Raw genomic sequence first — 12,562 nt, 5'->3', positions numbered from 1 at the left:
CCCCGCGCATGACGGCCGAGTTGATGCCGGCAAGGCGGAGTGCTTAAAGTCGGGGCAATCATGTCCGGGAGGATCTCATGAGCGCATCGATCGTCGGCTGGGCCCATTCGCCCTTCGGCAAACTGGAAAACGAAACGGTCGAAAGCCTGATCGTGCGGGTGGCGAGCGACGCCATTGCCGACGCCGGCATTGCGCCGGGCGATGTCGACGAGATCGTTCTCGGCCACTTCAATGCCGGCTTCTCGCCCCAGGACTTCACCGCCGCACTGGTGCTGCAGGCCGATCCGGCGCTGCGCTTCAAGCCGGCGGTGCGGGTGGAGAATGCCTGCGCCACCGGCTCGGCGGCCGTGCATCAGGGGCTCAAGGCCATCGCCGCAGGAGCGGCGCGCCTCGTCCTCGTCGTCGGCGTCGAACAGATGACGAGGACGCCTGGGCCGGAGATCGGCCGCAACCTGCTCAAGGCGTCCTATCTGCTCGAGGATGGCGACACCCCCGCCGGCTTCGCCGGCGTCTTCGGCAAGATCGCCGAACAATATTTCCAGCGTTATGGCGACCAGTCCGACGCCCTCGCCATGATCGCGGCCAAGAACCACAAGAACGGCGTCGCCAATCCTTACGCCCAGATGCGCAAGGATCTCGGCTACGATTACTGCCGCTCCGAGGGCGAGAAGAATCCCTTCGTCGCCGGTCCGCTGAAGCGCACCGACTGTTCGCTGGTGTCCGACGGCGCCGCGGCCCTGATTCTGGCGGATGCCGAGACCGCTAGGTCGATGCGCAAGGCGGTGACGGTGCGCGCCACCGCGCATGCCCAGGATTTCCTGCCGCTCTCCAAGCGCAATATCCTTGAATTCGAAGGCTGTTCGGTGGCCTGGGGCCGCGCGCTGGAGCGCGCCGGCGTCACGCTCGCCGACCTCTCCTTCGTCGAGACCCACGACTGCTTCACCATCGCCGAGCTGATCGAATACGAGGCCATGGGGCTGACGGCCAAGGGGCAGGGCGCCTGCGCCGTCAAGGAAGGCTGGACGCAGGTCGGCGGCAAGCTGCCGGTCAATGTCTCCGGCGGCCTCAAGTCCAAGGGCCATCCGATCGGCGCGACCGGCGTCTCCATGCATGTGATGACCGCGATGCAGCTCGCCGGCGAGGCGCCGGAAGGCATGCAGCTCAAGGCGCCCAAGCTCGGCGGCATCTTCAACATGGGCGGCGCGGCCGTTGCGAACTACGTCTCGATCCTCGAGCCGTCGCGTTGACAATGCGGCGGCGGACGCTCTGCCCGTCACCACCGCCACGGCGTACTGGTTCGCCCGCTTGAAGCGGGCGATGACGGCGGAGAGCGCGGCAGGCGCGCTGTGCCAGTCAGGCGTCGATAACAACAGCGATGGATCGGCCGAGACGCCGGCCCCAACCACACACCGTCGTCCTCCGCTTCACGCGGAGGACCCAGTACTCCGTGTCGTCGCAATCGGGCACCGCGGCGGACGCTCCGCCCGTCACCACCGCCACGGCGTACTGGTTCGCCCGCTTGAAGCGGGCGATGACAGCAGAGAGTGCGGTGGCCGCATGGGCCGACCATGCGCCAGAACAACGGCAGCGATGACGAGGCGCACCGCCGACGTCGTGCGATGCGCCGCCACATCCTCTGCCGTCATTCCCCGCGAAAGCGGCGAATCCAGTCCTCCGTGTCGTCGCCATCGGGCCGCGCGCGGACGTTCTGCCCGTCACCACTGCCACGGCGTACAGAGTCATTTTTCAAACATCCGTTTAAAACGATCGGGCGACCCTCCACCTTTTGCCGCAGCGCTCCCGCGGCTTTGCATTTGTCAGATCGCGATGGTCTGAGGTAGCGTCTTCCACAAGTGGAATTTCATTCCGCACAGCGAAACTGAAAATCAGACGAATGGAGGAGACCATGATGTGGGGTGGTCGGGCGCGACGACGCGCCGTTACCGCGCGAGGTTGCTGATGGGACGCCGTTCGGAACGTCTTGGTCGGCCGGCGGGAGACGCCGGCGGTGAAAGCGATGTCATCCAGGTGGTGTCGCGCGCCTTCGAGGTGATGCGCTGCTTTGGCGGCCACGACACGCGGCTCGGCAATCTCGAGATCGCCAACCGCTGCCGACTGCCGCGGTCGACGGTGTCGCGGCTCACCCACACGCTGACCCGCATGGGGCAACTCGTCTATCTGCCTCAGGACCAGAAATACCGGCTTGGAGCCGGGGCCATCGCCATGAGCACCGCGATGATGCGCGGCCTGCGGTTCCGCGGTCTCGTCCGGATGCTGATGGACGAATTGGCCCAGGAGTTCCCGGGCACGGTGGGCTTCGTCGCACCGGATCGTTTCCACATGGTCTATCTGGAATGCGCCCGGGCCCATGACGCGGTCGGCCTGCAGTCGACGACGGGCAGCCGCATCGACATCGCGCGGACCGCGTCGGGGCATGCCTATACGGCGGCGCTCGATCCGGACGTCTGCGCCGCATTGCTCGCCGACATGGAACGGGAGATTCCGGACGACGCCCGCATCCTGCGCCAGAAGCTCGACTCCAACCGCCGTTCGCTGCGCGAGAGCGGCTACGTGATCTCCGCCGGATTGTGGAATTCCCACATCACCGGCATCTCGGTGCCGCTGTGGTCGCCGCATTACCGCGACTATCTCGTCCTCACCATCGGCCTGCTTGGCGCCATGTACGACGAGCCGCGGCTGCGGACCGAGGTCGCGCCGCGGCTGCTGCAGCTGGCGCAATCCGTCCTGCGGATTTCCGACAGCGCCGACGACAATCCCTTCGTCGAGCCCAGCGTGTCGCCGCAGAAGCGAAAGCCGGCGGCGGCGGCCGGCGTGGGCTGCCGTCGCGAACTGGAAGCGGCCGCCGGGCGCACGCGCGCCGCGGCAGGCATTCGCGCCGCCGATGTGCGGCGCCGGGAAGTGGAGGCGGGCTGAAAGCGGCTCGCGCCGTCGGCGAGTCTGCTACGGTTTCTGCCGCATCCTCCGCGACTGCTTTTCGCGGAGGATGACGGCAGGTGCCTTCCTTCGTTGAAGTTGTGTACGGATCGCGCGGCCGCGCCCGTGAACCTGCGTGCCCCTCAGCCGGATCGCTTGCGCGATCCGACCACTTCCCGCGCGGAGCGGTCGGCGCTCGGCCACGGACTCTGTTGCGCTTCAGCCCGCCATATCGTGCAGGCTGCGGAACGCCTTGAACAGGACCCGCGGATCATATTGCCCCTTGTAGACGGCGGGCGGCGGCCGATCGAGGCCGAGCAGGCCGTCGACGGCGAGCATCGCCGCGCGCACCGAATACTCGACGGTGAAGACGACATCGTCCGGAATCTCGCAGAACTGCCCGACCAGGGCGAGATTGCGCCAGCCCTTCGGCAGCACCTGCGGCCGGTCGCCGATCTCCCGGCGCAGGAACTGGCTGGTGATGAACGGCATCATGCAGGGGATGACGATGGCGCTGTCGAGGATCTTCGCCGTTTCCGTGGTGACGCCGAGATGGCCGAGCACCTCGGTGAGGATCTCGCGGCCCGAACATGCCGTCATCGGCTTTCTGACGAAGTCGCCGGGCTGGTCGACGGCGAGGCCGTAGCCCCAGAACACCTGGACGTCAGCGGGCTGGCCGATGAAATGCGGCTGATGGGGTAGCACGAAGGAGGCGAGCCAGGCCGAGTCGGTGAGGGTGACGAGGCCGCCTTCGCCCGGGACGTTGCCGGTGATGTCGCGCACGATCCGGAAGAAGGTCGGGTCGCGCAGGGTCGCCGTGAAGGACACCCATTTGGATTCGTCGATGTGGTCGGCGAACACGGCGGGACGGCCGAATTCGGGGCGGCCGGCCGCCATCGTCTCCCACAATTTGAATGCGCCGCCGTCGGCCTTGGTCTTCATCACCGGCGCATGGTCGGTGTCGCCGAGGCTGGAGGCATCGGTCATCGAGCCGAGCGTGACGATCACGAGGTCCTGGGGGCTGACGGCGATCTCGACGTCCTTGCCGTCGCGCCGGCACAGGAGCCGCTCGATGCGCGTGGCCGCGCCGTCGGTCGCCGTGACGATGTCGGTGACGCGGGTGTTGCGGCGGAATTCGACCCCGCGCTCGTCGAGCCATTTGTGCAGCGGCAGGACCAGGGAGTCGTACTGGTTGTAGACCGTGCGCATGATGCCGCGCAGCCGGTTGAAGCCTTCCACCATGTGGCTGAAGCGCAGCAGGTAGCGCTTGAGCTCGACGGCGCTGTGCCAGGGCTGGAAGGCGAAGGTGGTGCACCACATCAGCCAGAAATTGGTGCGGAAGAAGGCCTCGTCGAAGCGGTCGCTGATGCGGCTGTTGCCGAGCGCGCTTTCCGGTTCGATCCCGAGCTTGGCGAGGGCGAAGACGTGAGCTTCGGAGAGGCCGTAGTCCGGGGCGTCGATGGTGCGCCCGCCGCGCACCAGACGCGCCTTCGACGAGGTCTTCATGGTCTCGTTCCAGGCGAAGATCTCCTGGGTGACGGTCCGCGACTTGTCGAGGGTCGGGACCGAGGAGAACAGGTCGTAGGTGCACTGGTATTTGCTCTCGAACATGCGGCCGCCGCGCAGGACATAGCCGGCCTGCGGTGAGCCGGCGCCGTCGAGGCTGCCGCCGAGCGTGTCGCTGTCCTCGAGAATGACGATGTTGTGACCGAGCAGGTCGCCGTCGCGGATCAGGAAGGCGGCTGCGGCCAGCGAAGCGATGCCGCCGCCGACCAGATAGGCCTTGATGTCGGCGCGATGCACCCGAATGTCGGCATGGCTGGGTGAAGTGGAGACGGTCTTGCTCATGGCGTCGCCCTTGATTGGTGAATGCCCCCGCCCCCCGGCGCATCGGGTCGGCTATCCATTCCACCGGCCGGCCATGGCGACCTTGATGTGTCTCAATGATGGTGTGATGTCGCGGCAGCGTGGACGCATGAACCGCATGCGGCAACATGCATCGTTTCCCGCGTCGGGTGCGGTTCGTGTCGTCACAACCAACAAGTGCGGCCGTGCCGCGGCTTGCCCCTCAACCGGACCGCTGACGCGGTCCGACCTCGCCCCGCGGGCGCGCGAGCCACACACTCCGTTGTCGTCGCCCGGCTTTGACCGGGCGACCCAGTACTCCGTGTCGTTGATGGCGGTGCTCGAGGTCGCCATCGATGGAATGCCGACGCACCGTCCTGCCCTTTCGCACCCTCGCGGAATACTGGATCCCCGCTTGCGCGGGGATGACGGTGGAAGGGCGTAGCGGCGCATCGCACGACGTCGGCGGCGCGTGAGCCACACCTTCCGTTGTCGTTGCCCGGCGCAGTGTACGGACCGGAGAGATGGGTAACGGGTGTTCGGAGACACGGGTAACACATCGAAGGCATGGACAGGCTCCGGGAGGCCAGCATGCCGTGGCGCGAGGTGAAGAAGCGGCGCGGCAGAGTCGTCACTTCTCCCTCGCTTTTGCGGGGCGAGGAGACGAGCGCGCGGGGGGGGGGGAAGGGGCGCAGTCTTACGCCTGCTGCGCATCCTCGATCATCATCGCCGATCCCTTCTCGGCGATCATCGCGGTCGGCGTGTTGGTGTTGCCCGAGGTGATGGTCGGCATGATCGAGGCATCGATCACCGGGACTGTAAACTGAAATGTGTCGCTGCATAGTCCCCGAAGCGGCGAGAAAAGCCGCCGAAGGGAACCAGCCCCGGTCCACGCGACCGACAATGTCGTCGCGCGGCGTTCGCCTGGCGGACTTCACCAGCACTTCGGCCGCGCGCGCAAGGTGAGCCGCCTACGCGGCCTCCAGGATCATTGCTTCAGGTTTCTCGCCTTGACCGCGACGGCGGCCGCCGCGGTGCGATTCTCGACGCCGAGCTTGGAATAGATTTGCTCGAGGTGCTTGTCGACGGTGCGGGGGCTCAACCCCAGGATCTGGGCGATATCCCGATTGGTCTTTCCTTTGGATATCCAGGACAGCACTTCGCCTTCGCGCGTGGTCAGGCCGAGCTCTCTGGAAAATTCCGCCGGCGCATCGCCGCCGGTGTCCTTGGCGAGCCGCAGCAGGAATTCGTTGGCGCCGAGCTTGCCCATGTATTGCAGCCGCAATTGCTCCTTGCCGGGAAACGACGCCATGGTTGCGGTCTTGGCCGCTGAATTGCCTTTCTGCACCTCATCGAGCCATTGCGGCATCGGGTCGGGCAGGGAGAAATCGTCAGCGGCGCCGGCGAGCGTGTCCGACAGCAGCTTTTGCGCCTGCGGCGTCGCCCAGAGCAGCTGGCCGGCATTGTCGACCGCGAGCAGGTAGCGGCCGGAGACGTCGAGGGCGGCGCGGGCGCTGAGGGTCATCCTTGCATTGGCGAGGTGAACGCGGATCCGCGCCAGCATCTCCTCGATCGCGACCGGCTTCGTCACATAGTCGACGCCGCCGGCCTCCAGCCCGCGGACGAGGTGCTCGGTTTCGGCGAGACCCGTCATGAAGATGATCGGCACCGTACCCAGGCCGGCATCCCGCTTCAGCCGCTTGCAGGTCTCGAATCCGTCCATGCCGGGCATCACCGCATCGAGCAGCACGATGTCCGGTGTGATCTGATCGACGATCCGCATCGCTGCGAGGCCATCGAGCGCGACCATGACGGTCATCCCGGCGCCGTCGAGCGCGTCGGTGAGCAGCCGGAGCGTCTCGGGAGAATCGTCGACGACGAGGGCGACGTCGCGTTTTTTTGGGTCAATGGTCATGGGCGTGCAATGTCTTCAACGTCGCCATGTATTGGTCGAGATCGAAACGGTCGATCACCGAGCGCATCTGCGATACGAAATCGGCATGCTCGGGGTGCTTGTTGCCGATCTCGTCGAGCTTGAGCTGGATCGCCCTGACATAGCCGAGGTGGCCGAGGCCGATCAGTTCCTCGATATATTTCACCGGCGGCCGCGAGCCGCTGTCCGGCCGCCAGAGTGGCACGGCGACCTGGCCGGCCTCGTATTGCCACTCGATCCTGAGCAGTTGGCGGATGGTTTCCAGGAGGCGCGGGATGTCGATCGGCTTCATCAGATAGCCGTCGTGGAACGGCTGCGCCAGCGGCGCGCCATGCGCCTCGATCGCGCTCGCCGACGCCATCAGGATCCGCGCCTGGTGATGGCCGTTGGCGCGTAGCGTCTCCGCGACCGTCCAGCCGTCCATGCCGGCCATCGAGATGTCGAGCAGGAACAGATCGGGCCGGCAGTGCTGCGCCAGCGCAAGGCAGCCGGGACCGTCGGGCGCGCTGAGCAGGATGAAGCCGAGCGGCGCCAGCACCTCGCGCAGCAGGTCGCGATGGGTCGGATCGTCGTCGGTGATCAGAATGGTCTTGCGCGGGCCGAGATAGCCGTAGATCGGCGCTTCCACCGGAGCGTCGCACCTCGGATTTGTCACCTCGGAGAGCAGCAGCTTGACGCGGAATGTGCTGCCGAGGCCGACCGTGCTCGTCACCTTGATGTCGCCGCCCATGACGCCGGCGAGCAGCCGGCTGATCGTCAGTCCGAGGCCGGTGCCGGTCTGCGGCTGCGAGACGCCGAGTGCGCCGCGCTCGAAGGGGGCAAAGATGCGCTCGAGATCGTCCGCCCGGATGCCGGGCCCGGTGTCGGTCACCTCGAACTCGGCGACCGGGCTGCGGTAATGCACCACGAATTGCACACAGCCGGCCGGCGTGAACTTGATCGCGTTCGACAACAGATTGATCAGGATCTGTCGCAGCCGCTTCTCGTCGGCATAGACCACGACAGGCAGCACCGCAGGACGCTTGAACACGAACTCGATGCCCTTGGCCATCGCCTGAACGCGGAACATGCCGACGAGCTGATCGAGGAAATCGCTGAAGCGGACCTCGTCGCGCGACAGATAAAGTCGTCCCGCTTCGATCTTCGAGATGTCCAGAATGCCGTCGATCAGTCCGGAGAGGTGGTCTGCGCTGCGGCGGACGACGCGCACCTGATCGCGCGGGCGGGCCTGCAGGCTGGTGTCCTGCTCCAGGAGCTGCGCATAGCCGGAGATCGCGTTCAGCGGCGAGCGCAGCTCATGGCTCAGGCCGACGACGTAGCGGCTTTTGGCAAGGTTGGCGGATTCGGCGACCTCCTTGGCGCGCTGCAATTGCGCATCTGTGCGCTTGTGCGCCTCGATCTCCTGGATCAGCAGCGTGGTCTGCCGCCGTGTTTCCTCTTCCGCGGCACGGCGGCTCTGCTGCGCCAGCACGAACAGCCAGGCGACGACGCCGATGATGATGATGAGCGCGAAAAACACCTTCCACAGCACATCCGCCAGCAGCGCGTCGGCGTGCGCGGTCGTCGATGTCTGCAGGTAGATCAGCCCCAGCGTCAGCCCCACCAGGCCGGCCGAGACCGCGAATACGCCGAGATAGCGTCCGAACTGCGAGTTGATCCGCGCTTGGATCGCCTCGGGCATCAACTTGCCGAACGTCTCCGATACCTGCGCGCCGGCCCGCGCGTGCGGCTTGCAGAGATCGTGGCAGCGGGCATCGAGCGAACAGCACAGCGAGCAGATCGGTCCGGCATAGGCGGGGCAGGAGGCCATGTCCTCCGGCTCGAACGAATGTTCGCAGATACAGCACTGGATCGCCTCGACGTTCTGCCAGCTCCGCTTCGGCTTGCGGGCGATGTAGTATTTGCCGTCGGTCGCCCATGCGATCAGCGGTGCCGAGACGAAGGCCGCCGCGAGCGCGACGAAGGCGGACAGCGCCTTCGCGGACGGACCGAACAGGCCGTAAAATGCGCTGATCGAGGCGATGGTCGCGATCGTCATGGCGCCGACGCCGACCGGGTTGATGTCGTAGAGATGGGCCCGCTTGAACTCGATCTGCTGCGGGCGCAGGCCGAGCGGCTTGTTGATGACGAGATCGGCGACCAGCGCGCCGACCCAGGCGATCGCGACATTGGAGTAGAGCGCCAGCGTCTGCTCCAGCGCCTTGTAGACGCCGATTTCCATCAGCAGCAGCGCCACCGTGACGTTGAACACCAGCCAGACCACGCGTCCCGGATGGCTATGCGTCAGCCGCGAGAAAAAGTTCGACCAGGCGATCGAGCCGGCATAGGCGTTGGTGACGTTGATCTTGACCTGGGAGAGAATGACGAAGGTGCCGGTGAGCGCCAGCGCCTGGTCCGGTTGCGACAGCACGTAGCGGAATGCTTCGAGATACATGGTCGCGGGCTCGGCGGCCTGGTCGATCGCAACGCCGTGGCTCAGCGCGAAATAGGCGAGGAAGGAGCCGACCAGCAGTTTGAGCGCGCCGAAGATGATCCAGCCGGGACCGGCACCGAGCAGGGCGATCCACCACGAGGCCCGCGAGGTCCGGCCGTCGCGCGGCAGAAAGCGCAGGAAGTCGACCTGCTCGCCGATCTGCGCCACCAGGGAAAACACCACCGAGGCGGCCGTGCCGAACAACAAGAGGTCGAGATGGCCGCCGGGATCGCCATGCTCGCCGGCGAATTTTCGCCACTCGGTGAAGGAATGCGGGTTTGCATAGGCGATCGCCAGGAAGGGGAGGACGTGAAGGACGACCCACAGCGGCTGCGTCCAGAGCTGGAAGCGGCTGATCAGGGTGATGCCGTAGGTCACCAGCGGAACGATGACGATCGCACTGACGAGATAGCCGAGCGGCCGCGGGATGCCGAAGCACATCTCCAGGGCGGCGGCGAGAATGACCGCCTCGAACGCGAAGAAGATGAAGGTGAAGGAGGCGTAGATCAGGGAAGTGATGGTCGAGCCAATATAGCCGAAGCCGGCGCCCCGGGTCAGCAGGTCGATGTCGATGCCGCATTTTGCGGCATAATAGGCGATCGGCAGCCCGCAGCAGAAGATGATGACGCTGACGACCAGGATGGCGGCGGTCGCGTTGGCGGCACCGTAGTTCAGTGTAATGGTGCCGCCGATCGCTTCCAGCGCCAAAAACGAGATCGCGCCGAGGGCGGTGTTGGCGACGCGGGCGGCGGACCAGCGCCGCGAACTCTTGGCGGTGAAGCGTAGCGCGTAGTCTTCCAGCGTCTGGTTGGCGACCCATTGATTGTACTGGCGCCTGACGCGGTCTATTCGCTGCAGCCCTGCCACTTCCGTGCTCCCCGCTGCAAGCGACCGATCCTTCAGGTCGCCGGCAAATTCGTCAGCAAATCCCGTACCAGAAGCCTACGTCGCTGTTTTGCGGTGCAATATACGCGATCTTGCGTATCCGTGGGGTGCACAATTCCGGGCAATCCTCGCCTGACAAATAAGCGCGTTCTCGAACCGATGGGGTGCTCATGTCTGGCGAAACAAACGACGGCTTGCAGTCGGCATTCCGCCGCAAGCTGCTGATGGGAATGGCGGCTATTCCTGCCTTGACGATGCTTCCGCGTTCCTCCTTTGCGCAGGCGCTGGCAACGTCCGCGGTCAACACCACGGGACTTGCGGTGACCGATACTGAAGTCACCGTCGGCATCCTGCATTCGGCCACCGGCACGATGGCGATCTCGGAAACCGGCTCGATCGAGGCCGAGAAGCTCGCGATCGAGCAGATCAACGCCGCCGGCGGCGTGCTCGGGCGCAAGATCAAGTTCATCCAGGAAGACGGCGCCAGCGACTGGCCGACCTTCGCCGAGAAGGCCAAGAAGCTTCTCGTCAACGACAAGGTCGCGGCGATCATGGGCTGCTGGACCTCGGCGTCGCGCAAGGCGGTGCTGCCGGTCGTGGAGCAGTACAACGGCATGCTCTACTACCCGACCTTCTATGAAGGTCTCGAGCAGTCCAAGAACGTCATTTACACCGGCCAAGAGGCCACCCAGCAGATTCTCGCCGGCCTGAACTGGATCGCCAAGGAAAAGGGCGCGAAGTCGTTCTTCTTCATCGGCTCGGACTACATCTGGCCGCGCACCTCGAACAAGATCGCGCGCAAGCACGTCGAGAACGTGCTCAAGGGCAAGGTCGTCGGCGAGGAGTATTACGCGCTCGGCAGCACCCAGTTCAATTCGGTGATCAACAAGATCAAGCTGACCAAGCCCGACGTGATCTTCACCGACGTGGTCGGCGGATCGAACGTCGCCTTCTACAAGCAGCTCAAGGCGGCCGGCATCGATCTGTCCAAGCAGGCGCTGCTGACGATCTCGGTGACCGAAGACGAGATCGATGGCATCGGCGGCGAGAATATCGCCGGCGCCTATGCCTGCATGAAGTACTTCCAGTCGCTCGACAACGCCAACAACAAGGCCTTCGTCTCCGCCTTCAAGAAGAGCTGGGGCGAGAAGACCGTAATCGGCGACGTGACGCAGGCCGCTTATCTCGGCCCGTGGCTGTGGAAGCTGACGGTCGAGAAGGCCGGCAGCTTCGACGTCGACAAGATCGCAGCCGCCTCGCCGGGCGTGGAATTCAAGGGTGCGCCCGAAGGCTATGTGCGCATCCACGAAAACCATCACCTCTGGTCGAAGACCCGCGTCGGCCGCGCCAGGCTCGATGGCCAGTTCGAGCTGATCTACGAGACCGCGGATCTCGTCGAGCCCGACCCGTTCCCGAAGGGCTACCAGTAAGCGCGTCGCGCACCGCGATCGTCCGGCGAGCAAGAGCTCCCTGGCGTGGAGCGTCGCTCCACGCGTCACGCCCCCGCGTCGCGATTTGTTTCGCGACGCGGGACCTTCATCCCGGCGGAGAAGCATCGATGTTTGGCGACTATTCGATTGGTGATCTGGGCTCCATCTTCGTGATGCAGGGCTTTGCCGGCCTGATCCTGTTTTCCGTCTATGTGCTGATGGCGCTCGGTCTTGCGATCATCTTCGGCCAGATGAACGTCATCAACATGGCGCATGGCGAATTCATGATCCTCGGCGCCTACGTCACCTGGATGACGTCGAACGCCTTCCAGTCCTATCTGCCGGGCCTGTTCGGCGGCTACTTCTTCCTCGCGATGATCCTGGCCTTCCTGGCCTCCGGCGCGCTGGGGATGGTGGTGGAATGGGTCGTGATCCGGCATCTCTATAAGCGGCCCCTCGATACGCTGCTTGCGACCTGGGGCCTCAGCCTGATGCTGCAGCAGGCCTATCGCTCGATCTTCGGTGCGCGCGAAGTCGGTGTCGAGCTTCCGCAGTGGATGCTGGGATCGCTGCACGTCACCGACTCGATCGAGGTTCCGATCAACGGCGTCTTCGTCATGGGCCTGACCGTGCTGATCACGATTGCGGTCGCCTACGTCATGTTCAGGTCGCGCTGGGGCCGCCAGGTGCGCGCCGTCGTGCAGAACCGCGTCATGGCGGGCGCCGTCGGCATCAACACCGCGAAAGTCGATCGCTACACCTTTGCGCTCGGCTGCGGCATCGCCGGCGTCGCCGGCAGCGCCTTCACCATGATCGGCTCGACCGGGCCGACCTCGGGCCAGCTCTACATCGTCGACACCTTCCTGGTCGTCGTGTTCGGCGGCGCTGCCAGCCTGCTCGGCACCATCGCATCGGCATTCTCGATCTCGCAGACGCAGTCGACGCTCGAGTTCTTCACGTCGGGATCGATGGCGAAGGTGCTGACGCTGCTCGCGGTGGTCGGAATTCTGATGCTGCGGCCGCAGGGGCTGTTCGCTCTCAAGGTCCGCAAATAAGCCGGGG

The 12,562-nt window shown here is 65.3% G+C and carries 7 protein-coding genes; 4 read left to right on the top strand and 3 right to left on the bottom strand.

Annotated elements, in window-relative coordinates:
- The first annotated feature begins 77 nt into the window (after window positions 1-77).
- On the top strand, window positions 78-1,247 hold the full coding sequence (locus DB459_RS26655; RefSeq protein ID WP_253710290.1) for an acetyl-CoA acetyltransferase: 1,170 nt from the start codon (window positions 78-80) through the stop codon (window positions 1,245-1,247).
- A gap of 712 nt (window positions 1,248-1,959) precedes the next feature.
- Window positions 1,960-2,934, top strand: coding sequence for an IclR family transcriptional regulator (locus DB459_RS26650; protein ID WP_253710288.1), 975 nt, complete (start codon window positions 1,960-1,962; stop codon window positions 2,932-2,934).
- Window positions 2,935-3,153: 219 nt separating this feature from the next.
- Here the strand turns inward: DB459_RS26650 and DB459_RS26645 are convergent, their stop codons facing one another.
- From DB459_RS26645 to DB459_RS26630, 3 genes are all read right to left on the bottom strand, one after another.
- Window positions 3,154-4,782 carry an oleate hydratase gene (locus tag DB459_RS26645; RefSeq protein WP_253710285.1) on the bottom strand — a complete coding sequence of 543 codons (1,629 nt, stop codon included), beginning with the start codon at window positions 4,780-4,782 and terminating at the stop codon, window positions 3,154-3,156.
- Between the two features lie 985 nt (window positions 4,783-5,767).
- Complete coding sequence (locus DB459_RS26635; RefSeq protein ID WP_253710280.1) at window positions 5,768-6,694, bottom strand: response regulator; 927 nt, start codon at window positions 6,692-6,694, stop codon at window positions 5,768-5,770.
- On the bottom strand, window positions 6,684-10,052 hold the full coding sequence (locus tag DB459_RS26630) for an ATP-binding protein (protein WP_253710277.1): 3,369 nt from the start codon (window positions 10,050-10,052) through the stop codon (window positions 6,684-6,686). The genes DB459_RS26635 and DB459_RS26630 overlap by 11 nt, the downstream gene beginning before the upstream one ends.
- A gap of 188 nt (window positions 10,053-10,240) precedes the next feature.
- On the opposite strand from DB459_RS26630, the gene urtA reads away from it, so the two are divergent.
- Both urtA and urtB read left to right on the top strand, forming a co-directional pair.
- Window positions 10,241-11,500, top strand: a complete 1,260-nt coding sequence (gene urtA / locus DB459_RS26625) for an urea ABC transporter substrate-binding protein (protein ID WP_253710274.1) — start codon at window positions 10,241-10,243, stop codon at window positions 11,498-11,500.
- Between the two features lie 128 nt (window positions 11,501-11,628).
- Window positions 11,629-12,555, top strand: coding sequence for an urea ABC transporter permease subunit UrtB (urtB, locus tag DB459_RS26620; protein WP_253710271.1), 927 nt, complete (start codon window positions 11,629-11,631; stop codon window positions 12,553-12,555).
- Window positions 12,556-12,562: the final 7 nt, after the last annotated feature.

This window comes from Bradyrhizobium sp. WD16 (assembly GCF_024181725.1).
Taxonomy (GTDB): domain Bacteria; phylum Pseudomonadota; class Alphaproteobacteria; order Rhizobiales; family Xanthobacteraceae; genus Bradyrhizobium_A.
This window is presented reverse-complemented; position numbering and strand designations above follow the sequence as displayed.